This is a genomic window from Streptomyces violaceus (genome assembly GCF_036014075.1).
GTDB classification, from domain to species: Bacteria; Actinomycetota; Actinomycetes; order Streptomycetales; family Streptomycetaceae; genus Streptomyces; species Streptomyces violaceus.
In genome coordinates, this window is the sequence record NZ_CP107911.1 from 7,930,421 (window position 1) to 7,953,911 (window position 23,491).

Below are 23,491 nucleotides of genomic sequence, written 5' to 3' on the forward strand. Positions count from 1 at the left end.
TCCACCCTGGGAATGATGCAATGGCCGCGTGTGGTCCCCGAGTTGTAGAGGGCCCGGGACAGCAGCGAGAGAGCCGCGGCCAGTCCGCCGCCCACGCCGTGCCCGATGCTGATCCATCACGAGCCCGGGCCAGGAAGGCGTCGACCCTGACCGGTTGTTGCCGGCGATCCTGCTGTCGGGCTGACCAGCCACACGCAGGAGGCCCGGCTCACCCCCGTAGACCACCGCGAGTCGGACGGATTCGTTCGACCTGTCGGACATTGTTCGGAACCTATTGACGCTGGCCTGGGCGTCGACTGAGACTCTCGCAACACACGTCATCTGCGTGTAACGGCAGGCCCATGGCGAGGACTTGCCGTCGCCTCGTCGGCTCCTCGTTTCGCGTTCCGCCTTGTCCGTCATCAGCCATGCCTCAGCAGGGAACCTCGACATGACGCACGTCGCACGATGCGCACGACCTCACAGCCGCGCGAGACGTTGGGCGGGCCATCTCGCCGGACTGACCGCCGCGTCGATGCTGCTCGCCCTCGCCGGACCGACCGCTTCCGCGCAGGCGGCAGAGGCCGCACCGGCGGCCGAAGCCGCGGACATCACCGACGGTCTGGCCCTGTGGTACAAGCTCGACGCCGGTTCCGGCGGCACCGTGACCGACGCCTCCGGCAACGGCCGGAACGGCACGGTCAGCGGTACCGCCGACTGGTCGGCATCCGGTCAGGGGCTCGCCTTCAACGGGTCCGACACCTACATCAAGGCGCCGGACGACGTCATGAAGGGCATGGACTCGATCACCGTCTCCATGGACGTACTGATCGACTCCGCCCAGAGCACGCCCTACTTCCTCTACGGCTTCGGCAACACCAGCGCGGGCAGCGGCAACGGCTACCTGTTCACCACCGGGAACTCCTTCCGCACCTCCGTCGCGACGGGCAACTGGTCGACCGAGCAGACCACCAAGCCGTCCGACTCCCACAACCTGACCCGCGGGGTGTGGAAGCACATCACCTACGCCCAGACCGGCTCCACGGGCGTGCTCTACGAGGACGGCGTCGAGGTCGGCCGCAACACCTCGGTCACCACCACGCCCGGCGCCATCGGCTCCGGCACCACCAAGGCCAACTACATCGGCAAGTCCGTATACGACGGCGACAAGCTCTTCAAGGGCCGGATACGCGACTTCCGTGTATACGACCGGGCACTGGACGGCTCGGAGGTCGAGCAACTCTCCCTCCCCGTCGCCACGCAGGGCGTCGCCGACGACAAGGACGCCCTCAGCCTCGGTGACACCACCGGCATCACCTCCGACCTGGACCTGCCGAAGACCGGCCCGGCGGGCGGCTCCTCCATCAGCTGGGACAGCGACAACCCCTCCGTGGTGTCGGACGCCGGCAAGGTGACCCGCCCCGAGGCCGGCTCACCGGACGGCCGGGCCACGCTCACGGCGACCCTGAAGAAGGGCACCGTGACCGGCACCAAGACCTTCGACGTCACGGTCCGGCCCGCACTCGACGACGACGCCGCCACCCGGCAGGCCGCCGAGGCGCTCACGGTCCACAACCTCGACGACGTACGCGGCAACCTCACCCTGCCCAGGAGCGGCGACTACGGCACGGCCGTCACCTGGTCCTCCGCGAAGCCGGACGTCGTCTCGGCCGGCGGCGAGGTCCACCGTCCCGCGCACGGCGACGGGGCCACCACCGTCGAGCTGACCGCCACCGTCACCAAGGGCGAGGCCCGGGCGACCCGTGTCCTCACGGCCAAGGTGCCCGAACTGCCCGCCAAGGCTGACCTCAAGGGCTACATGTTCAGCTACTTCACCGGCGAGGGCACCTCGGACGGCGAACAGCTCTACGCCGCCCTCAGCAAGGGCAACGACCCGCTGCACTGGCGCGAACTGAACGACGGCAAGCCGGTCCTCACCTCCACGCTCGGCGAGAAGGGGCTGCGCGACCCGTTCATCATCCGCTCCCCGGAGGGCGACAAGTTCTACCAGATCGCCACCGACCTCAGGATCTACGGCAACGGCGACTGGGACGCCTCCCAGCGCACCGGCAGCAAGTCCATCATGGTCTGGGAGTCCACCGACCTGGTGCACTGGACGAACCAGCGCCTGGTCAAGGTCTCACCCGACAGCGCGGGCAACACCTGGGCGCCGGAGGCGTTCTACGACGCCGAGCGCGGCGAGTACGTCGTGTTCTGGGCGTCGAAGCTGTACGACAACGCCGACCACTCCGGCGACACGTACAACCGCATGATGTACGCCACCACCCGTGACTTCCACACCTTCAGCGAGCCCAAGGTCTGGATCGACCGTGGCTACTCGGTCATCGACTCCACGATGATCCGGCACGACGGCACGTACTACCGCCTGTCCAAGGACGAGCGGAACAACACCTCGTCCACCCCCAACAGCAAGTTCATCTTCGAGGAGAAGAGCGACTCGATCCTGAACCCGTCCTGGACCGCGGTCGCCGAGGGCATCGGCAAGGGCGCGATGAACGCCGCCGAGGGACCGCTGGTGTTCAAGTCCAACACCGAGGAGAAGTGGTACGCGTTCCTCGACGAGTTCGGCGGGCGCGGCTACCTCCCGTTCGAGACGACGGACCTCGACTCCGGAGAGTGGACCCTCTCCACCGGTTACGACCTGCCGTCCAAGCCCCGCCACGGCACCGTCCTGCCGGTCACCCAGGCCGAGTACGACCGGCTGCTGCGCGCCTACCAGCCGGACCAGATCGTGAAGAGCGTCGAGGACGTGTCGGTCAAGACGCGGGTCGGCCAGGCACCGGTCCTGCCGGCCACGGTCGTCGCCGAGTACGCCGACGGCGTCAAGCGGCCCGTCGCGGTCACCTGGGAGGACGTACCGGCGTCGAAGTACGCCCAGGCCGGCACCTTCACCGTGACCGGCAGCCTGCCGAACGGCGCCGCGGTTCCGGTCCGGGCCGAAGTCACCGTGTCCGACGAGGGGCCGGACGTCCCGGCCGACCTGCTGTTGCACTACGACTTCGACGAGACCGGCGGCAGCATCGCCCGTGACTCCAGCGGGCGCGGCCACCACGGCGCCTATGTGCGTACGCCCGGGTTCGGCACCGGTGTCGAGGGCGGCTCGTTCAAGATGTCCGGCGACTCCGACTCGCCGTACGTGAAGATCCCGAACGGTGTCCTGAAGAACGCCGACAGCGTGACGGTGTCCGCCTATGCCAAGTGGAAGGGCGGCAGCGGCTTCCAGTGGCTGTTCGGGCTCGGGCCCGACAGCGACAAGTATCTGTTCGCCACTCCGTCCAACGGCGGCTCCAGCCTCTACTCGGCCATCACGAAGGCGAGTTGGTCGGCGGAGTCGAAGCTGACGGCCGGCTCGCAGCTCACGCCCGGCCAGTGGCGGCACGTCACGGTGACGCTGGACGGCGCCACCGGCACGATGATCCTCTACGCCGACGGTGTCGAGGCGGCCCGCACGACGACCACCATCAAGCCGTCCGAGCTGTACGACGCGGCCAAGGACTACAGCGGCTACATCGGCCGGTCCCTGTACGCGGCCGACCCCTACTTCGGCGGCGAGGTCGACGACTTCCGCATCTACGACCGTGCCCTCACGAGCGCCGAGGTCATGGAACTCAGCGGCAACACGGCGGGCATCGCCAAGGCGACGCACCCGGCGCTCAAGGTCGACGCCCTCATCGACAACGCGGGCGGCACGATCACCCTGCCGATGAAGGAGGGCACCGATCTCACCGCGCTGGCACCGGAGTTCGCGCTCGCCGCGGACGCGACGATCAGCCCCGCCTCCGGCAGCGTGCGCGACTTCACCCAGCCGGTGACGTACGAGGTCACCGGTTCGGACGGCAAGAAGCGCACCTGGAAGGTCTCGGCACTGATCATGAAGACCCCGGTCCTGCCGGGGCTGAACGCCGACCCGAACATCGTGCGCTTCGGAGACACCTTCTACCTCTACCCCACGACCGACGGTTTCGAGGGCTGGAGCGGCACGCAGTTCAAGGCCTACTCCTCCACGGACCTGGTCCACTGGAAGGACCACGGCGTCATCCTCGACCTGGGGCCGGACGTCAGCTGGGCGGACAGCCGGGCCTGGGCGCCGGCGATGACGGAGAAGGACGGGAAGTACTACTTCTACTTCTGCGCCGACGCGAACATCGGCGTCGCGGTCTCCGATTCGCCCACCGGACCGTTCAAGGACGCCCTGGGCAAGCCCCTGCTGAAGGCCGGTGACTTCCGAGGCCAGATGATCGACCCGGCGGTCTTCACCGACGACGACGGCAAGCAGTACCTCTACTGGGGCAACGGCCGCGCCTACGTCGTCCCGCTCGGCGAGGACATGACCTCCATCGACACCTCGAAGGTCACGGACATCACCCCGAGCGGCTACAACGAGGGCACCTTCGTCATCAAGCGCAAGGGCGCCTACTACTTCATGTGGTCGGAGAACGACACCCGGGACGAGAACTACCGCGTCGCCTATGCGACCGGTCCCTCACCCACCGGCCCGTGGACCAAGCAGGGCGTGATCCTGGAGAAGGACCTGTCCCTGGGCATCAAGGGCCCGGGCCACCACTCCGTCGTCCACGTCCCGAACACCGACGACTGGTACATCGCCTACCACCGCTTCGCCATCCCCGGCGGTGACGGCACCCACCGCGAAACCACCGTCGACAAGCTGGAGTTCGACTCCGACGGCCTGATCGAGAAGGTCGTCCCGACCCTCGGCGGCATCGAACCGGTCACCGTCGTCCACGCCGGGCCGGACGTCACCGGCGCCGAAGGCGAGGCGATCACGCTCGGCGGCACCGTCTCCGGGGCCGGCACCCCCAAGTGGACCGGCCAGGACGGCGCCCCGTGCACCGTCAAGGACCCCACGGCGGCCCGTACGACCCTCACCTGCACCGACGACGGCACCTTCGAGGTCACCCTGACCGGCGGGCGCGGCACCGACACCGCGACCGTCAAGGTCTCCAACGCCGCCCCGACGATCACATCCGCCAGGGGCCCCGGCTCGCCCGTCCCGGTGGGCAAGGCCGCCGTCGTCACCGTATCCTTCGACGACCCCGGCTCGGCCGACAGCCACACCTGCACGATCGACTGGAAGGACGGCAGCCGGCTGACGACCGGCACCGTCACCGACTCCGGCTGCCGCGCCGCACATGTCTACGACGACGCGGGCATCCACCGCCCGGTCGTCACGGTCACCGACGATGACGAGGGCACGGACACCACCACGCTCGCGGAGCTGATCGTCTACGACCGTGCCGCCGGGCCCGCTGCCGGCGTCGGCACGATCACCTCGCCGGCGGGTGCCTACCCGGCCAAGCCGGGGCTGACCGGCAAGGCGGCGTTCACCCTGGTCGCCCAGTACCGGAAGGGAGCCACTGTCCCCACCGGAAAGGCCACGTTCGTCTTCGGCTCCGCCCGACTCACCTTCCGCTCGACCGGTTCCGACTGGCTCGTGGTGAACGGCTCCCAGGCCGTCTACCAGGGCACCGGCACGGTGGGCGGCAAGAGCGGCTACGCCTTCAGAGTCACCGCCACCGACGGCCCGGACACCTTCCGCATCAGGATCTGGAAGAAGTCCACCGGCGATGTCCTCTACGACAACAGGGCCGGCGCCAGGACGAAGGGCATCGTCACCATCGGAAACCACCGCCGCTGATTCCGTCCTCTATCGCCAGACACCAGCAGCAGGGCTCTGACCAGCGCAAATGTGGTGTAAAAAAGGGTTTGAGCGAGGCGGCGCCCCGCTGCTATTTTCTCGGTGGACCGTGAAATCGTCGTATGGAGGTGAGCCCCGTGAACACAGTTACCCATGGGTGCTCCCTCAACCCGTCACGGTCCGACGGCTGACGTCCGGTGTCGCCAGGAGCGCCTGAGATCAGGCACTCCTCGAAGGAGACTCCGATGAACACGAAGCCATTCACATCTGGCCTGAGCGGGAACGCGGTGATGATCACGCGCGTCGCGGACAGGCAATGGCATGCACTGGATGACGACCTGGTGGTCGGCCGAGGGCATGCGGAGCACCGGCCCGACGGACGCTTGTTCGTCAGCATCGACGCCTGGCGCGACGCCACCTTCGACCGGCTCGCCGAGGCGATGCTGGCGGAACTGCCGGCGCCGCTGTACACGGTGGTCGACGAAGCCGACGTCGAGCTGACGGCCGGCTGGCGGCGGGCCGGTTTCACGATCCGGCGCCGCGAGTGGGAGTACGTCGTGCCGACCGACCCGCGGGTCACAGGGCTCGAAGCAGTCCTGCCGCCTTCGGGCGTCACCATCGTGCCCGCCGGTCAGGCGGACGAGGGCCTGCTGCGGGCGGTGGACCGCGCGATCCGTGGCGAAGTCGAGGCGGCCGTCGGGTGGCAGTCGATGCCCGCGGAGGTGATTCCCCGCGCCGAAGGCGACACCCCTCGTCGACCCGTCGAAGTACGCGGTCGCCGCGGCGCCGGACCGCTATCTGGGTCTGATCCGGGTGGTGACGGTGAACCGGCCGCGCATCGGGCTGGTCGCGGTCCGGGCCGGCGAGCGGCGCCGTGGCATCGCGCGGGCGCTGCTGGCCCACGCGCTGGGGACGATGCACCGCTCCGGGTTCGCCGCGGCCTGGACCGAAGTCCAAGAGCCCAATCAAGCGGCCTCGGCCCTGTTCGAGGGCATCGGCGCCCGGCCGATGAGCAGCAACCTGGAGCTGGTGCGATGACGAAGAACAAGAACGTCGTCGAAGTCGAGGGCAAGGTCGTCGAGTGCCTGCGCAGCGCCATGTTCACCGTGGAGCGCGAGAACGGCCACCAGGTGCTCGCGCACATCAGCGGGAAGATCCGCAAGAACTACATCAAGATCATGCTGGAGGACCGGGTGCTGGTGGAGCTCCCGCCGTACGACCTGACGCGCGGCCGGATCGTGTTCCGGTACCGGAACTAGCGGCGGTCGGCCGGGAATAACCCGGATCTTGTCCTCAGTGAGACGGGCGTGGTCATCCGTCCACGCCGCACCCCTTGTCTCGTCAACTGCTCCAAGCGGATGTGTTGGCCCGCCCGGTGCTACGGCGAGGTGGGCAGGTGCGGGGAGCGGAGCACGAGCAGGGTGATCTCGCTGGGGGCGAAGACGCGGAACGGCGGGCCCCAGAAGCCGGTGCCGCGGCTGGTGTAGAGGAGGGTGCGGGCGCCGTGGTGGCTGAGGCCGGCCAGGGCGGGCTGGTCGAGGCGGACCAGGTGATGGAAGGGCCAGATCTGGCCGCCGTGGGTGTGGCCGGAGAGCTGGAGGTCGATGCCGTCGGCTGCCGCCCGGTCGATGAACTTGGGCTGGTGTGCCAAGAGCAGGACGGGCAGGTCGGGATCGGCGCCGTTCAAGGCTCCGGCGAGGTGGGCGCGGTGGCCTGCCAGGCCGGAGGACTCGGCGGTGACGTCGTCCACGCCGGCGACCACGAGGGTGTCGCCTCCGCGTTCGAGCAGGAGATGGCGGTTGCGCAGCGGCTCCCAGCCCAGTTCGCCCATCAGGTCGACCCAGCCCTGGGCCTCGCTGTAGTACTCGTGGTTGCCGGTGACGTAGACACGGGCCCGGGTGGCCCGCACGGTACCGAGTGGGACGGCCTGGGCGCGGCGGCGTTCGGCCGTGCCGTCCGCGATGTCGCCGGTGTGGCAGACCAGGTCGGCTTCCAGAGTGTTCACCGTCTCGCATACCCGCGCCGACCAGCGCGTGCGATCGAGCGGGCCGTAGTGGGTGTCGGTGATGAGGACGACGCGGGTGCCGTCCAACCCGGCACCCAGCCTTGGGAGCTGCACGTCGAGTCGGCGCACGCGCGGCACGCGACGGGCCTCGGCGTACCCCCAGGCGAGCAGTACGGCGGTTACGCCGAGGACGGCCCAAGTGACGATTCGGGCCCGGCCCTGACCCTCGCCGACGCCGGCCACGGTCAGGGCCAGCCGCAACAGGACGCCGAGCAGAATGGACCAGGTGAACAGAACCCAGCTGGTGCCCAGCAGGGTGTCACCGACGATCGCCGCCCGGTCCTGCTGGCGCCGGCCGTGGCCGCGCACCATCGCGAGCGGCATACCGACGAGGCCGAGGGCGAACAGGACGGTGCCGGCCAGCGTGACGGGCACCGGCCAGTGCTGGCCGGTGTGCAGGAGCACCCAGCAGGGCACGGCCCACAGCAGGACGGGGGCGATCAGGGGGAGGTAGCGCATCAGGCGGTGCAGTCGGCTCTGCCGCGGAGCTTGCGCTTCGCTGTCGGCGGGTCGGGTGTTGCTGGTGTCCGTCACGCTTCCGCTCCCTGCCCAGGCTGCCGTCTCGCGCACTGTATCCGGTCGCCCTCGGGCCGGCCCGACCGGCGTATATCAGCGTGGCCCCTTGGGGCGAAGGGTTCTCTGCGGGATGGCAGGACTCCGCCGCAGACGCCTCCCTCGGCATGAGCCTTGATCAGGGCGCTACCGCTCCGGCTCGGCACTGCCGCCGGCGGAGCGCGCGCCGGCGGGACGATGGATGGTCCAAGCCGATGATGGCGAGTATGGGACCGGTGCGCCTGGACCGTTGGCAAGCGCCACCGGCGGCGGCACCGCGTTACGGGATGGCCCTCGGGTTGGTGAGCGTTGCCCGACCCCGCGCTTCGTCGCCGTATGCGCGCTGACGTGGTCGCGTGACCCTGGCGGGCTCGGCCTCCCGCCGAGCCCGCCAGGCCGGCTCCGTACCGGAGCCGGACTCGTGTCACGCCGTCAGCGCCGGAGTGTCAGCAGACCCGGACGGTAGGGCCAATGACCGTACTCGCCGCCGGAGTTGGGGTTACGGCCCTGGTAGAGGAGCTGCAGGTTGCAGGGATCGACGGTGAAGGTCTGATCGGCGCTGGTGCGGATCAGTTCGCCATGGCTGATGTCGTTGGTCCAGGTGGCGCCGCTGTTGGCTTTGCCGGCGAAGGGGTTGCTCTCGGTCGCGGCCTGGGGTGTCCATGAGCCGTTCAGACTGGTTGCCGTGAACGAGCGGAAGTAGCGGCCCTGCGAGCCGATCGCCTCGACGATCATGAGGTAGCGGTTCTGGCCCTGGAGCTTGTAGACCTGCGGGGCTTCGAACAGGTTGTTCTTCGTGTCGCTCATGATCGTCGTGTAGGTCGAGCCGAAACTGCTCGGGAAGTTCCCCATCGGCATGCTGGCCCGGTAGATCTTGCCGTTGTCACCGGCGAAGAACAGGTACATGTTCTGGCCGTCGGCGATGAGCGTCTGGTCGATGGGGCCGGTGTCGGAGCCGGTGATGCTTCCGGAGAAGAGCACCTGCTGTGCGGACCAGCCATTGGGATTGGAGGGGTCACTGGACGTCCGGTAGGAGAAGGCGCTCCCACCCCCCCACTGGTAGGCCATCACCCAGATGTTCTTCGGCGCGAAGTAGAAGAGCGTGGGTGCCACGACGGAGTTCGACATCTTGTTCTGGCTGGCCGAGGCCATCTCCGGCCAGTTGCCGAACAGGCCGAAGTTCATCGAACCCCAGCCCACTCCCGTTCCCGGGGCGCCGTGTGTCGTCGCATAGACGAGATGCTTGCCGTTGTAGGGGACGACGGTGAAGTCCTTGAGCGAGGCCCACCCGGCCTTGGGCTGCGCCAGCGCGCCCGTCGACGTCCAGCGGTAGGTCGACGGAAGATCGCACGGTCCGGGGTTGTTGCCACCGACCTTGACGAGCTGCCACTGCTGGTTGGTGCCGCCCCAGTCGTCATACTGGACGATGTTCGCGTTGTCGGCGGTGGAGCCGCCTTGTACTTCGAGGGCCTTGTTGCTGTGGCGCGCGATGAACCTCACGTGGCCGTCCGAGCTGTCGGCCAGCCGCCACTGCTGGTTGGTGCTGTTCATGTCGGTCCACTGGACGATCGCGCCACCGTTGGCGGCGGACCCGTTCTGGACGTTCAGCACCTTGCCCGAGTGGCGGGACTTGATGCGGTAGTAGCCGCCCCCGGAGTCGACGAACTGCCACAGCTGCTGGTTCTGGTCGTTCCTGGTCCACTGAGTGATTCGGGCGCCGTCGCTGGTCGCCAGGTTGTAGACGTCCAGGGCCTTGCCGCTGTTGCGGTTGACCAGCACATACGAGGCGTTGGGGTCTACGGTCGCCGCGCCGGCGGGCTGGGCACCGAGGAAGGTGGCCACGAGCAGCAGCGGCGCGAGAACGGCGAGTAAGCGTCTGAGACGGATTGGGGAGGGGTGGCGAAACCACATCAGAGGGCACTCCTTTGGGGGCGGGGGGTGAGGTGACCCCGAGGAACCGTGGAGCGGACTGCCGGGAGCGAGGACGGTCTCGAAACGTTTCGAGGAATTCCCGGAAGCTTTGACGCCACAAGCTAGGAATGCGGGGCCCTCTGGTCAAGGCCTGTCGCCGATCTGTCCACAAACAGCGTCTCGCCCCGGCCTACGGCTCCGTCGACGGCAGCGCCGGGGTTCGTCGTCCGGCCCGCCGGGATTGCCGAATGTTTCGGGGGAGCAATCGAAACTTCTTCTGCGGAGAGTATTGACGATCCATCGTCAAAACCTCAATCATCCCTGTCTGAGAAAGCGGCCATGGTTCGAGATGTCGAACCACGTCGGCCCTGGGCAATCTGTGCCGCACGGCAGATACACGCACAGCTGCACCACAGATCCGCGCACCGAAGCACCTGCGCCACCCCGTTTCGTTCCGGTGAGGTTCGCTCCAGCGCATCCAGGCTGTTCGCGCAGTCGGAGAGGTGCGCGAGTCGCGTGGCGGCCCCCCGGCTGAGCCGCGATGGAGTGCCCCCATGCCTGTGTCGAAACACCGCCGCAGCCCGCCGTACGTCACCCGACGGCCGACCGGGTGCCGTCCGGGCCGGTCGAGATCGTCCCGGTCCCATGACCGCGGTGTCCGGTGATCGTGCTGCCCGGGTTCCGGCCCGCCCCGTCCGTCTGCCGAGTGGGAGCGGACGACGCATTCCCTTGCGCTTCAGTCCTTCCGTGAGTTCTACCTTGGAGGCACAGTCATGGGCTCGTATGCCCTTACCAGACCCGTTATCCGCCGGAAGATCCGCGGCCTGCTGTTGGCGCTGGTCGTCGGCGTCCTCGGTGCGGCCGCCGCACTGGTCGCGCCACCGCCCGCACAGGCCGCCGAGAACACGCTCGGCGCCGCGGCGGCGCAGAGCGGCCGCTACTTCGGCACCGCCATCGCCTCGGGCAGGCTGGGCGACTCGGCGTACACGAGCATCGCGGGCCGTGAGTTCAACTCGGTGACGGCCGAGAACGAGATGAAGATCGACGCCACCGAACCGCAGCGGGGCCAGTTCAACTTCACCGCCGGCGACCGCGTCTACAACTGGGCGGTGCAGAACGGCAAGCAGGTGCGCGGTCACACCCTGGCCTGGCACTCCCAGCAGCCCGGCTGGATGCAGAGCCTCAGCGGCAGCAACCTGCGCCAGGCGATGATCGGCCACATCAACGGCGTGATGGCCCACTACAAGGGCAAGATCGTCCAGTGGGACGTCGTGAACGAGGCCTTCGAGGACGGTAATTCGGGAGCTCGACGCGACTCCAACCTGCAGCGCACCGGCAACGACTGGATCGAGGTCGCCTTCCGCACCGCGCGCGCCGCCGACCCGGCCGCCAAGCTCTGCTACAACGACTACAACGTCGAGAACTGGACCTGGGCCAAGACCCAGGCCATGTACCGCATGGTCCGCGACTTCAAGCAGCGCGGCGTGCCGATCGACTGCGTCGGCTTCCAGTCGCACTTCAACAGCGGCAGCCCCTACAACAGCAACTTCCGCACCACCCTGCAGAACTTCGCCGCCCTCGGCGTCGACGTGGCCATCACCGAACTCGACATCCAGGGCGCCCCGGCCTCGACCTACGCCAACGTGACCAACGACTGCCTGGCCGTCCCGCGCTGCCTCGGCATCACCGTCTGGGGAGTGCGCGACACCGACTCCTGGCGACCGGGGGACACGCCGCTGCTGTTCAACGGCAACGGCAGCAAGAAGCCCGCCTACACCGCCGTCCTCAACGCACTCAACGGCGGCTCCACCACGCCCCCTCCGGACGGCGGACCGATCAAGGGCGTCGGTTCGGGCCGCTGCCTGGACGTGCCCGGCACCAGTACCACCGACGGCACCCAGCTCAACCTGTGGGACTGCAACAGCCGCACCAACCAGCAGTGGGCCTACACCGCCGCGGGCGAGCTCAGGGTCTACGGCAACAAGTGCCTGGACGCCGCCGGCACCGGCAACGGCACCAAAGTCCAGATCTACAGCTGCTGGGGCGGCGACAACCAGAAATGGCGTTTCAACTCCGACGGATCCATCGTCGGCGTCCAGTCCGGCCTCTGTCTCGACGCCGTCGCAAGCGGCACCGCCAACGGCACCCTGATCCAGCTCTACTCCTGCTCGAACGGGAGCAACCAACGCTGGACCCGCACCTGATGGGACCTGCCACAGACGAAAGGGTGGATCGATGAAGACCTACGGTGCGGCTTCTCTCGTCCCTCCACGCAGACATCGCTGGTGGTCCCGGCTCGCCGCCGTGGTGGCGGCGACCCTCGCGATCGGCATGCTCACCGCGGTGAATCCGGCGCCCGCCGAGGCGGCGACGGTGGACACCAATGCCTGGTACGTCCTGGTCAATCGCAACAGCGGCAAGGCGCTGGACGTCTCCGGCACGTCCACCGCCGACGGCGCGCGGGTCGGCCAGTGGACCCGCAACGACGCAGCCAACCAGCAGTGGCAGTTCGTGGACTCCGGCGGCGGCTTCTACCGCCTCAAGGCCCGGCATTCGGGCAAGGTTCTCGACGTGGCCGGCGCCTCGACCGCGGACGGTGCCGCGATCCAGCAGTGGGCCGACCACAACGGGGCCAACCAGCAGTTCCGCCTGGCCGACTCCGACGCGGGCCACGTCCGGCTGATCAACCGCACCAGCAGCAAGGCGGTGGAGGTGCAGGGCGCCTCCACCGCCGACGGCGGCAACGTCGTCCAGTACTCCGACTGGGGCGGCGCCAACCAGCAATGGCAGATGGTCAAGCTGTCGTCCGGTGGCGGTGGCGGCGGCGGATGCGGCAGCGCCCCGGCTCTGACGAGCGGTACGCACACGATTCAAAGCGGCGGCAAGAGCCGCAGCTTCATCCTCAGGGTTCCCGCCAACTACGACAACAGCCACCGCTACCGGCTGATCTTCGCGTTCCACTGGCGGGGCGGAACCGCCGGCGACGTCGCCTCGGGCGGCACGAGCGGGAACGCCTGGTCCTACTACGGCCAACAGGAACAGTCGAACAACGGTGCGATCCTCGTCGCCCCCCAGGGCCTCGGCAACGGCTGGGCCAATTCGGGCGGTGAGGACATCACCTTCGTCGACGACATGATCCGGCGAATCGAGGGCGCCCTCTGTGTCAACCCGGCACAGCGTTTCGCCACGGGATTCAGCTGGGGCGGCGGTATGAGCTACGCACTCGCATGTAGCCGGGCGAACGTCTTCAGGGCCGTCGCGGTCATCTCCGGCGCTCAGATCAGCGGGTGCAGCGGCGGTAACCAGCCCATCGCCTACTTCGGAATCCACGGCATCAGCGACAACGTCCTCAGCATCGGGCAAGGACGGTCCCTGCGCGACAAGTTCGTCGCCAACAACGGCTGCACTGCCCAAAGCCCGCGCGAGCCCGCTCCGGGCAGCCGAACGCACATCACCACCACCTACTCGGGCTGCCGTGCCGGATACCCGGTCCAATGGGCCGCGTTCGACGGAGGCCACATACCCGGCCCGGTCGACGGCTCCTCCGGCGAAAGCGGCGTCACCACCTGGACCAAAGCAGAGATCTGGAGGTTCTTCTCACAGTTCCAGTGACACGCCCGCACCACGGAGTGGAGCCAGGGTCATCCTGGCTCCACTCCGTCTCGCGGAGGGAGGTCTCGCCCGCCCGGTACACGGCCTCGCAGGCCGCCACGTCCGCGGCTCCGCTGAACGAGGGCGACGGTGGCGGTGATCTCGGCGGCCTTGGCCGAGACAGCTGTCATAGCCGTGGCAGGATTGGGCGTTTGCGCGGCGATCGCCGAGCCCATGCGGCACACAGTGGTTTCCCCACACGTGGCGTGGCGGCGGAGGCAGCACCCCTTGGCTTCAGCGTCTGAGTGCCTCTATGACCGGTGCGGCGCAGGCGTTCAGTATTGCTCGGTCTCCACGAAGCCGGCGTCCGTGTCGTTGTTCGCGCCGAAGGCGTCCGCGGCGGCGGTCGGGTCGAATCCGGGCGGGCTGTCCTTCAGGCCCAGGCCCATGCCGGCCAGCTTCGCCTTGACCTCGTCGATCGACTTCGCACCGAAGTTGCGGATGTCGAGCAGGTCCGCCTCGGAGCGAGCCATGAGTTCACCCACGGAGTGGACGCCCTCGCGCTTGAGGCAGTTGTAGGAGCGGACGGTGAGCTCGAGCTCCTCGATCGGCAGCGCCAGATCGGCGGCCAGGGCGGCGTCCGTCGGGGACGGGCCCATGTCGATGCCCTCGGCGTCGATGTTGAGCTCACGGGCCAGACCGAACAGCTCGACCAGGGTCTTGCCGGCCGACGCCATCGCGTCACGCGGACGCATGGCCTGCTTGGTCTCGACGTCGACGATCAGCTTGTCGAAGTCGGTCCGCTGCTCGACACGCGTGGCCTCGACCTTGTACGTGACCTTGAGCACCGGTGAGTAGATCGAGTCGACCGGGATCCGGCCGATCTCCTGGCCGACCTGCTTGTTCTGCACGGCGGAGACATAGCCACGGCCACGCTCGACCGTCAGCTCCATCTCCAGCTTGCCCTTGCCGTTCAGGGTCGCCAGAACCAGGTCGGGGTTGTGCACCTCGACACCGGCCGGAGGCGCGATGTCGGCGGCGGTGACCAGACCCGGGCCCTGCTTGCGCAGGTACATCACGACCGGCTCGTCGTGCTCCGAGGAGACGACCAGCTGCTTGATGTTGAGGATCAGGTCGGTGACGTCCTCCTTGACGCCCGGCACGGTGGTGAACTCGTGCAGGACACCGTCGATACGGATGGACGTGACCGCCGCACCCGGAATCGAGGACAGCAGGGTCCGGCGGAGGGAGTTGCCGAGGGTGTAACCGAAGCCCGGCTCCAGCGGCTCGATCACGAACCGGGAGCGGAACTCGTCGACGACCTCTTCGGTCAGGGATGGACGCTGAGCAATCAGCACGGGGTGTTGCCTCCAGTGATTCTGCGCCCGCTATGTGGCGCCGTAGACACCACGAAGGGTACGGGCGATATGGGGTTTCCGCAGACGCCGAACCGCCCGTCGCCTCCTGGATGGCCGCGGCCCCCCCATGCCGGGCCTACCCTGGCGGTGGCTTCCGCCCCGACCTCCAGCTGATCGCGGCCGGGGGCCGACTGTCCCTGCCATCGGGTTGCATGGAGGTACGGACAACCTGGAGCTATGCATTGACGCCGATGCCATCCTTGCTGAGCTGGCCGGTGCCCGGGGGCTTCGGCGCGTCCGTCTCTCCCGAGGCCCTTGTGGCAGCCACGGGCGAGCTGGACCGGCCGGGAGCCTAAGTCGAGCCCCGCAAGATGTGGCCGACCAACCTTGTTGCGGTCGGCATGAACCTCAAGGGCCGCATTCCCGCGGGTCAGCAGGCGGTCACGGGGCGTGAGCTGGGCAGGTTGTCGGACATCAGTTTGGGCAACCGGCTGCCTATCCTGCCGACGCAGGCGGCGGACGGGCCGGTCCCGGACGACGTGCTGAACGCCGGCGTGACCGTGGTGGCCGACTGGGCCCGCTCGCCGGCCGGCTGGGCCAGCGGCGGTGGCACGGCCTGTGGGGATCGTCGTCGTGCCGTCCCGCACCCCCCCGCAACTGGTTGCCTACCTGGCCGATGGAGTGGCCCGGGCCGGCAGGCTCCCGCTGTTGGGCAGCCTGGCCTACACCCCGCAAGCCGACGAGCACGCCGCAACACCGCAGCAATTCTCCCCAGCGACTGCGTGCCCTGGCCGCCTCCTTCGCCGTGCCCGACGGACTATCCGCCTTGCGTTGGCCGGGTAGGCGGACTCTGTGGGCCCGCACACAGGCCAACCAAGGGTCTACTGCTCGAAGACAGATGTGCGCCGAGGGGGCGCCTGACGGGTACCTGCCCTGGTCAGGCACCCCTTCTCCGGATCTAGAAGAAGCCCAGCTTCTTCGCCGAGTACGACACCAACAGGTTCTTCGTCTGCTGGTAGTGATCCAGCATCATCTTGTGCGTCTCGCGGCCGATCCCGGACTTCTTGTAGCCGCCGAACGCCGCGTGTGCCGGGTACGCGTGGTAGCAGTTGGTCCATACCCGGCCGGCCTTGATCTCGCGGCCCAGGCGGTACGCCGTGTTGCCGTCGCGGGTCCAGACGCCGGCGCCCAGGCCGTACAGCGTGTCGTTGGCCAGTTTCAGGGCCTCGTCGACGGAGTCGTAGGTCATGACCGAGACGACCGGGCCGAAGATCTCCTCCTGGAAGATCCGCATGTCGTTGGTGCCGCGGAAGATCGTCGGCTCGATGTAGTAGCCGCCCCCGAGGCCGGGGACCGCGCGGGGGTTGCCGCCCGTGACGACCTCGGCGCCCTCCTTCCTGCCGATGTCGAGGTAGGAAAGGATCTTCTCGTACTGGTCGTTGCTCGCCTGTGCGCCGATCATGGTGTCCGGGTCCAGCGGGTCGCCGCCGACGATGGCCTGCGTGCGTGCGACGCAACGGGCCATGAAGTCCTCGTAGATGGAGGAGTGGATCAGGGCGCGGGACGGGCAGGTGCACACCTCGCCCTGGTTGAGGGCGAACATCACGAAGCCCTCGACGGCCTTGTCCAGGAAGTCGTCGTCCGCGTCCATGACGTCGGGCAGGAAGATGTTCGGGCTCTTGCCGCCCAGCTCCAGCGTGACCGGGATGATGTTCTCGCTCGCGTACTGCATGATCAGGCGTCCCGTCGTCGTCTCCCCGGTGAACGCCACCTTCGCCACGCGCGGGCTGGAGGCGAGCGGCTTGCCCGCTTCGACGCCGAAGCCGTTGACCACGTTGACCACGCCCGGCGGGAGCAGGTCGGCGATCAGTTCGATGACGTAGAGCAGGCTGACCGGGGTCTGCTCGGCCGGCTTGATGACGACGCAGTTGCCGGCGGCCAGCGCGGGGGCCAGCTTCCAAGTGGCCATCAAGATCGGGAAGTTCCACGGGATGATCTGGCCGACCACGCCCAGCGGCTCGTGGAAGTGGTACGCGACCGTATCGGCGTCGATCTCCGCGATGCTGCCCTCCTGGGCGCGGACGACGCCGGCGAAGTACCGGAAGTGGTCGACGGCCAGCGGGATGTCGGCGGCCAGGGTCTCGCGGACCGGCTTGCCGTTCTCCCAGGTCTCAGCGACCGCGATCTTCTCGAGGTGTTCTTCCAGGCGGTCCGCGATCCTGTTGAGGATGCCGGCGCGATCCGCGGTGGACGTGCGGCCCCACCGGTCGGCCGCCCGGTGCGCGGCGTCCAGGGCGAGTTCGACGTCGGCGGCGGAGGAGCGGGCCACCTCACAGAAGACCTTGCCGGTCACGGGGCTCGGGTTCTCGAAGTAGCGGCCCTCGACCGGGGCGACGAAGTCACCGCCGATGAAGTTGTCGTAGCGCCGGGCGAAGTGGACGATGCTGCCGTCCGTTCCTGGCTGCGCGTACACCATGGCGGCTCTCCTCGGTGAAGGGCGGGGAGGGGTGAGTGATGGTCCACGCCCTCGCGACGCTCCTCACTGTGCTGCCCGGAGGTTGGCGCAAGGTTGGCGCCGGCCAGACCACCGGACCGGCCGTCGCGCGGAGGCGTCAGTCGCGCAGGGCCGTGGTCAGCCGGCCGGCGGCGATGGCGCGGCGGGTGTCGTCCGGGCCGAGCAGACGCAGCGCGTGCTCGTGGATCTCCGCGTCGTACGGGGCCCGTTCGCCGTAGCGCAGGGCGTGGTCCGGGCGGGTGCTCGCCAGAACGGCCTCGCGCACGGCCACCTCGAGGCGGGTCCGCCACTCCTCGATGCCGGGTGCCTCGGAACGGGGGAGCAGCGGACCGCCGTAGTGGCGCAGAGCGGTGTCCGTGTCGCCCTGCTCCAGCGCCCGCAGGACATCGGCGGCGTCGCAGGACACCGGGATCGTCAGGGCGTAGCGGCGGGGGGCGATGCCGCCGTCGAGGGCGCGGCGCAGGTGGGAGATCTCCGCCTTGAAGGTGGACGCGGTGACCGGCCGGTCGCCGTACAGGGCGGCGCGCAGCCGCTCCGGGGAGAAGCCGTCGGGTTCGAGCGAGAGCAGGGTCAGGATCTCCAACTGGCGTGGGCGCAGGGGGAGGTGACGGCCTTCCCGCACTGCCTGATCGGCGCCCAGGCAGGTGAGCCGCAGCCGGGACAGCCGGCTCAGCTGGCCCGGGCGGTCGTATTCCGTCGTGAGGCGGGCCTCGATGGTGGACACCAGCGTCCGCACGGTGGACATGGCCAGGGGGTGCGAGCGGTCCCAGGTGGTGGACAGGTCCAGTACGCCGAGGACCCGGCCGTTTGGGCCGTGCACGGGGGCGCAGTAGCAGACCCAGCCGTGCAGGGCCGACACCAGGTGTTCGGCCGAGAAGACGGAACTGGGACGGCCGGTACGCAGTGCGAGGGACAGGGCGTTGGTGCCCATGGCCTGCTCGTCCCACCGGCCGCCGGGCGCGAAGTTGACCCGCTCGGCCCGGCGGCGCATGGTCGGGCCGCCGCAGGTCCACAGGATGGTGCCGGACTCGTCGGTGACCGCCGTGACGAAACCGGCGTCCTCGGCGATGCAGTGCAGTTCGCCGGCGAGGCCGGAGACCGGCCGGTACAGCGGCGAGGACGTCCAACGATGGTGCACCGGGCCGCCGTCGGTGACCGGGGCGCTGTCCCGGCCGGGGTCCACACTGCCCAGCGAACGCGCCCAGGACTCGGTCACCTCGTGGCGCAACGCCGCGCTGCCGCCCGGCCGCGTGCCGGGGACGCTCAGCCGCGGTACCCAGTGGGACCACTCGTGCTCCAGCACGGCCCTGCGCTGCCGGAGGTCAGGGCGCTGTGACATGGCCTCTCCCTGCCGTCGTACCGGTTCTCGGCGTGAGGTCAGTGTTACCGGATGCGCCGGGCCCCGGTCGAGGAAACCGGCGGACCGGGGTCCGGGGGCCTCGATGACTGGCCGGGAAGCGACGCTGCTCTGAACGGGCGACCGCCTGACTGGATGTTTGTCCGGACCCCGCGTGCCGCCGTACGGGTGACGGGTTCACTCGACCCGACGGACGCGGTCCCGACCGCGTACCACCGGCGCGCGGCGTCGCGTTGCCCTGGCATGGACAGCACTGCGACGGCGCGGCGCCTGCTCGGGAACGACGCCGCGCCCCGGCCGTACGCCGAACTCACCAGCGGATACTCGGGCCATCCGCCGATCTACGCGGCCCTGGTCGCCGAATGGGAGGCGAGGGGCCACACCGTCCCGGAGCACCGTGACGGCCAGTGGGTCTCCTTCGCCGCGCCGACCGAGAGCGAGACCTGGACCGCCGTCCCCGCCTGGAACACCGGCCCGCACCTGGGCCCGGTCGCCCCCTCCTCCGCGCAACCGGCCGCCGGCCGCCACACGGGCCCGGTCGGCTCTGCCGGGGTTCCCCCGACCCCCGGTCGGCGCACAGGCCCGGTCGTGCCTCCCGCTGTACATCCGACCCCGGGGCGGCACACAGGCCCGGTCGTGCCTCCCGCTGTACATCCGACCCCGGGGCGGCGCACAGGCCCGGTCGTGCCTCCCGCTGTACATCCGACCCCGGGACGGCGCACAGGCCCGGTCGCGCCTCCCGCAGTACATCCGACCCCTGGTCGGCCTGCGGGCCCGGTCGCCGAGCGGACCCCGGCAACCCCGGCCGGTCCTGCCGGCGTCCGTCTCACCAGCCGTCAAGTGCCACCGGCTCCGCGCTGACCGGTGCCAGTACCGCGAGGGTGCCCGTCGCCTCGCGCAGGGCCGACTCGAGTGTGCCGGGGGAGTGCAGGGCGCCGGTGCCGTCCGGCGGGACGAGCCACTCCAGACGGCCGGCGGGCCGGTGCGGCGGGGGTACCGCGACCCAGGAACCACGGCCGACGTGCCGGACACCGAACCCGACCCACTCACTGACAGGGTCGGGCGGCAGGAAGAAGCCCACTCTGCGCGCCATGCAGTCCACCAGGGTGGGGCCGGGCACCTTCAGCGGGTCGCGCCACAGGTAGTCCAGGGCGAGCAGGCCGAGCCGGTCGGGAACGCTCAGCACGTCCCAGTACCGCCCGGCCTCCACGAGAACCGTGCCCGTGCCGTAGTCCCACTCCCGCTTGCACTCCTGGGGGTCCGTGGCGGCTGCGGCGAGCCACTCGACGGCTTGCTTCCACATGACGCTCTGCATGGCCACCCCAGGCACAGTCGGCGCGCCCCCGAAGACGCACGCGGGACACGGGCCGGTGGCCCGCGGGGATCCGGGAGATCCGCGGTGCCGGTCCGGCCCCAGCCATGCTCGTAGATATTTCTAGGCGCCGGAAGGGGTGGCGCGGCCTGGCGTTTGGGTCGTGCATGTCCCGGTCGAAAGAGGGCACTCGAAGACGCATCACGTAAGGCCGCAGTCAACTCCGTGCGCGTCCATGCCGCCCATATGAAACCGGCCACTGGCCGATGAACGACTCGGGGAGAACTCGGGGAGCGCGCGGGGCTGATGGACCGCCGTCGCCGGAAATGCGGGGTCTGCCAGGCGTGTTCGCCCTTCGCGTCCACACCCGCTGTGCACGAGGTGTGGACCAGTCCACGAGGGCGCGCGGGCAGGATGTGCGGATCAGGGAAGTTCGCCTTCACAAAACCTTCTACCCTGCTGGCCAGAACCTGTCTTGTTCGGTCAACTTCGAACGCACCAAGGTGGGTTGAGCACTTGAGCATCAGGAGTCACAAGCGCGCTGCTTGACCTGTGCGACCGAATCGCGCGGGTACTGACGGGGGAACTGATGAGGTGCGCGTGCCCACCGCCGACACTCGGGGGGCAGTTCCTCGCGCACGACCGGAACGTCTCTCCCTCACCATCTCTTGGTGCCTTCATCCGGTGCCCGAGACAGGGATAGGAGGGGGAATGCCGATGAGTGCAGTGAGCGCCGCCAAGCCGACGTATCCCGGCGTCTACGTCGAAGAGCTTCCCAGCAGCACCCGCACCATCTCGACCCTGACCACTTCGGTGACCGCCTTCGTGGGCCACACCCGCCGCGGTCCGCTGAACGAGCCGGTGCGCGTCACCAGCTTCACGGAGTTCGAGCGCCGTTTCGGGGGATTGAGCGCGCAGAGCGCCGTCGGCTACGCCGTTCACCAGTTCTTCGGCAACGGCGGCACCGTCGCCGTGATCGTCCGGGTCGCCAAGGCCGGCAGCGGCCAGGCCGCCTGCGCCACGCTGGAGTCCACCGAGGGCCACAGCGAGTGCGACGTCCTCAAGGTGCACGCCAAGGAACCCGGCGTGTGGGGCAACGGCCTGCGCGTCGCCGTCGACTACGACACGCCCTGCCCCGACGAGACCTTCAACCTGCACGTCCACGACGCCAAGGGCGAGGCCCGCGAGAGCTTCACCGGTCTGTCCGCCGACCCGTCCAACGGCCGGTACGTGCAGACCGTCGTCAACGCCGGCTCCCGGCTGATCCGCGTCGAGGTCGTCGGCGAGGGCAGGCCCGACCCGTCCGGCACCGTCTCCAAGCCGTTCGGGCACGAGCTGCCCGACCTGGCCGTGGACCTCACCGTCAAGATCGGCGACGTCGAGCGGGAGTTCACGCTCTACGACCCCGACTGCGACGGCGAGGCCCCGAGCTCCGTCGCCGAGCTGGCGCTGCTGCTGGAGCGCAAGCTGCGCGCCCTGCCCGACGCGCCCGGCAAGCACGCCTTCGCCGGTGCCGAGGTCACCGCCTTCGGCCGGCGCGTCCAGGTCGTCGCGGGCTCCACCGACCCCGAGGACGTCGTCCGCTTCCTCGGCGAGTGCGCCAACGACCTCGGCCTCGAGGCCTCCGTCAACCCGCCCGTCTTCCCGCTGGAGGGCGGCGAGGACGGCGAGGCGCCCGGCCCGCGCGACCTCATCGGCTCCGAGGCCGACAAGTCCGGCATCCAGGCGCTGCGCGGTGTCGCCGACGTCAACCTGCTCGTGCTGCCCGAACTCGCGGCGTACGAGAAGGCGGAGGACGCCGTCACCGTCGTCTCGGCCGCCCAGCGGCTGTGCCAGGAGCGGCGGATCTTCCTGCTGGTCGACGCGCCGAGCACCTGGGTCAGCGTGGACACCGCCCGCGCCGGGCTCGCCGCGTTCGACGCCGTGCGCGGCAACCACGCGGGCCTGTACTTCCCGCACCTCCAGCTCACCGACCCGCTCACGGGCCGGCTGCGTTCCTTCCCGCCGTCCGGCGCGGTCGCGGGCGTCATCGCCCGTACGGACTCCGAGCGCGGCGTGTGGAAGGCCCCGGCCGGCACCGAGGCGCGGCTCGCGGGCGTGCACTCGCTCACGGTCAGCCTCACCGACCGCGAGACCGGCCTGCTCAACCCGCTCGGTGTCAACTGCCTGCGCACCTTCCCGGTCACCGGCCCGGTGGTCTGGGGCGCCCGCACGCTGGAGGGCTCCGACGCCCTCGACAGCGAGTGGAAGTACGTCCCCGTCCGGCGGCTCGCGCTGCACGTCGAGGAGAGCCTCCAGCGGGGCCTGCAGTGGGTGGTGTTCGAGCCCAACGACGAGAACCTGTGGCAGCAGATCCGCCTCAGCGCCTCCTCCTACCTGCACACGCTCTTCCGCCAGGGCGCCTTCAAGGGCGGCACGCCGCGCGAGGCCTACTTCGTCAAGTGCGACGGCGACACCACGACCGACGAGGACATCGAGAACGGCATCGTCAACGTCCTGGTCGGCATCGCGCCGGTCCGCCCGGCCGAGTTCGTGATCGTCAAGATCCAGCAGACGTCCGGCCAGTTCGCGCTCTAAGGAACGCTCCAAGGAATCCCTGAGGACATTTCGATGGCAGAGTTCACGGTCAACGCCCATCGTTTCGACCCGTACAAGAACTTCAAGTTCCTGGTCCTGTGGGACGGTCGGACGGTCGCGGGCATCAGCAAGATCAGTCCGCTCAAGCGGACCACCGAGGTCGTCAAACACCGCCACGGCGGCGACCCCTCGTCCCCGCGCAAGTCGCCGGGCCGCTCCGAGTTCGAGGGCATCACCCTGGAGCGCGGTGTCACGCACGACCCCGAGTTCGACCGCTGGGCCAACAAGGTCTGGCAGGTTGGCGCGGGCCTCGGCTCGGAGGTGTCCCTCGCGGACTTCCGCAAGGACATCGTGATCCAGGTCCTCAACGAGGCCGGCCAGGTCGCCGTCTCGCACAAGCTGTACCGGACCTGGCCCAGCGAGTACCAGGTCCTCGGCGAACTGGACGCCAACGCCAACGCGGTGGCCATCCAGTCGCTGAAGCTCGAGTGCGAGGGCTGGGAGCGGGACTACGAGGTGCCCGAGCCGGAGGAGCCGTCGTTCCTTAATCCGGCGTAGGCGCTCCGCTGGGAAGCGCCGCGGTGGGGTCGTTGTTCG

12 protein-coding genes and 2 pseudogenes are annotated in these 23,491 nt (G+C 69.2%); 8 read left to right on the forward strand and 6 right to left on the reverse strand.

All coding sequences use genetic code 11. From position 1 onward, the window contains the following. Nucleotides 1-430: 430 nt before the first annotated feature. The 3 genes and pseudogenes from OG542_RS35805 to infA all read left to right on the forward strand — a co-directional run bounded on the left by OG542_RS35805 (nt 431) and on the right by infA (nt 6,915). Nucleotides 431-5,656 (forward strand): family 43 glycosylhydrolase, encoded by a 5,226-nt coding sequence (locus OG542_RS35805; RefSeq protein ID WP_328416373.1) that lies wholly within the window; start codon nt 431-433, stop codon nt 5,654-5,656. A gap of 245 nt (nt 5,657-5,901) precedes the next feature. Then, nucleotides 5,902-6,694, forward strand: a pseudogene (locus tag OG542_RS35810) (GNAT family N-acetyltransferase). Continuing rightward, a complete protein-coding gene (gene infA, locus OG542_RS35815; protein ID WP_328416376.1) occupies nt 6,691-6,915 on the forward strand; it encodes a translation initiation factor IF-1 in 225 nt (74 codons plus the stop codon). The pseudogene OG542_RS35810 and the gene infA overlap by 4 nt, the downstream one beginning before the upstream one ends. A gap of 119 nt (nt 6,916-7,034) precedes the next feature. Here infA and OG542_RS35820 read toward each other — a convergent pair whose 3' ends face one another. Both OG542_RS35820 and OG542_RS35825 read right to left on the reverse strand, forming a co-directional pair. Beyond that, the gene (locus tag OG542_RS35820; RefSeq protein WP_328416378.1) at nt 7,035-8,255 is read right to left on the reverse strand and encodes a metallophosphoesterase; all 1,221 of its coding nucleotides are present in this window, start codon (nt 8,253-8,255) and stop codon (nt 7,035-7,037) included. A 450-nt stretch (nt 8,256-8,705) separates the two neighbouring features. Then, on the reverse strand, nt 8,706-10,184 hold the full coding sequence (locus OG542_RS35825) for a non-reducing end alpha-L-arabinofuranosidase family hydrolase (RefSeq protein WP_328416380.1): 1,479 nt from the start codon (nt 10,182-10,184) through the stop codon (nt 8,706-8,708). Between the two features lie 773 nt (nt 10,185-10,957). Between OG542_RS35825 and OG542_RS35830 the strand changes: the two genes are divergently transcribed. Beyond that, on the forward strand, nt 10,958-12,388 hold the full coding sequence (locus OG542_RS35830) for an endo-1,4-beta-xylanase (protein WP_328416382.1): 1,431 nt from the start codon (nt 10,958-10,960) through the stop codon (nt 12,386-12,388). A 100-nt stretch (nt 12,389-12,488) separates the two neighbouring features. Continuing rightward, the gene (locus OG542_RS35835) at nt 12,489-13,796 is read left to right on the forward strand and encodes an RICIN domain-containing protein (RefSeq protein ID WP_311130519.1); all 1,308 of its coding nucleotides are present in this window, start codon (nt 12,489-12,491) and stop codon (nt 13,794-13,796) included. Nucleotides 13,797-14,110: 314 nt separating this feature from the next. Here OG542_RS35835 and OG542_RS35840 read toward each other — a convergent pair whose 3' ends face one another. Next, a complete protein-coding gene (locus OG542_RS35840) occupies nt 14,111-15,133 on the reverse strand; it encodes a DNA-directed RNA polymerase subunit alpha (protein WP_324792417.1) in 1,023 nt (340 codons plus the stop codon). A gap of 296 nt (nt 15,134-15,429) precedes the next feature. Here OG542_RS35840 and OG542_RS35845 point away from each other — a divergent pair. Next, nucleotides 15,430-15,959, forward strand: a pseudogene (locus tag OG542_RS35845) (recombinase RecQ); the annotation flags it as partial. 132 nt (nt 15,960-16,091) lie between these two features. On the opposite strand, the gene adh reads toward OG542_RS35845, so the two are convergent. The 3 genes from adh to OG542_RS35860 form a co-directional block, all read right to left on the reverse strand. After that, nucleotides 16,092-17,609: an aldehyde dehydrogenase gene (gene adh / locus OG542_RS35850; RefSeq protein ID WP_328416389.1), complete on the reverse strand. Its 1,518-nt coding sequence runs from the start codon at nt 17,607-17,609 to the stop codon at nt 16,092-16,094. Nucleotides 17,610-17,745: 136 nt separating this feature from the next. Beyond that, complete coding sequence (locus OG542_RS35855) at nt 17,746-18,987, reverse strand: transcriptional regulator (RefSeq protein WP_328416391.1); 1,242 nt, start codon at nt 18,985-18,987, stop codon at nt 17,746-17,748. A gap of 844 nt (nt 18,988-19,831) precedes the next feature. Beyond that, nucleotides 19,832-20,320: a hypothetical protein gene (locus OG542_RS35860; RefSeq protein ID WP_328418240.1), complete on the reverse strand. Its 489-nt coding sequence runs from the start codon at nt 20,318-20,320 to the stop codon at nt 19,832-19,834. A 708-nt stretch (nt 20,321-21,028) separates the two neighbouring features. Here OG542_RS35860 and OG542_RS35865 point away from each other — a divergent pair. Beyond that, the gene (locus tag OG542_RS35865; RefSeq protein ID WP_328416393.1) at nt 21,029-22,894 is read left to right on the forward strand and encodes a phage tail sheath subtilisin-like domain-containing protein; all 1,866 of its coding nucleotides are present in this window, start codon (nt 21,029-21,031) and stop codon (nt 22,892-22,894) included. A 33-nt stretch (nt 22,895-22,927) separates the two neighbouring features. Beyond that, the gene (locus OG542_RS35870) at nt 22,928-23,452 is read left to right on the forward strand and encodes a phage tail protein (RefSeq protein ID WP_004003113.1); all 525 of its coding nucleotides are present in this window, start codon (nt 22,928-22,930) and stop codon (nt 23,450-23,452) included. Nucleotides 23,453-23,491: the final 39 nt, after the last annotated feature.

Excerpts from the sequence above, each read along its gene's own strand:
- OG542_RS35805 (WP_328416373.1), top strand. The coding sequence starts at position 431 with ATGACGCACGTCGCACGATGCGCACGACCTCACAGCCGCGCGAGACGT.
- infA (WP_328416376.1), top strand. The coding sequence starts at position 6,691 with ATGACGAAGAACAAGAACGTCGTCGAAGTCGAGGGCAAGGTCGTCGAG.
- OG542_RS35825 (WP_328416380.1), bottom strand. The coding sequence starts at position 10,184 with ATGTGGTTTCGCCACCCCTCCCCAATCCGTCTCAGACGCTTACTCGCC.
- OG542_RS35830 (WP_328416382.1), top strand. The coding sequence starts at position 10,958 with ATGGGCTCGTATGCCCTTACCAGACCCGTTATCCGCCGGAAGATCCGC.
- adh (WP_328416389.1), bottom strand. The coding sequence starts at position 17,609 with ATGGTGTACGCGCAGCCAGGAACGGACGGCAGCATCGTCCACTTCGCC.
- OG542_RS35855 (WP_328416391.1), bottom strand. The coding sequence starts at position 18,987 with ATGTCACAGCGCCCTGACCTCCGGCAGCGCAGGGCCGTGCTGGAGCAC.
- OG542_RS35860 (WP_328418240.1), bottom strand. The coding sequence starts at position 20,320 with ATGCAGAGCGTCATGTGGAAGCAAGCCGTCGAGTGGCTCGCCGCAGCC.
- OG542_RS35865 (WP_328416393.1), top strand. The coding sequence starts at position 21,029 with ATGCCGATGAGTGCAGTGAGCGCCGCCAAGCCGACGTATCCCGGCGTC.
- OG542_RS35870 (WP_004003113.1), top strand. The coding sequence starts at position 22,928 with ATGGCAGAGTTCACGGTCAACGCCCATCGTTTCGACCCGTACAAGAAC.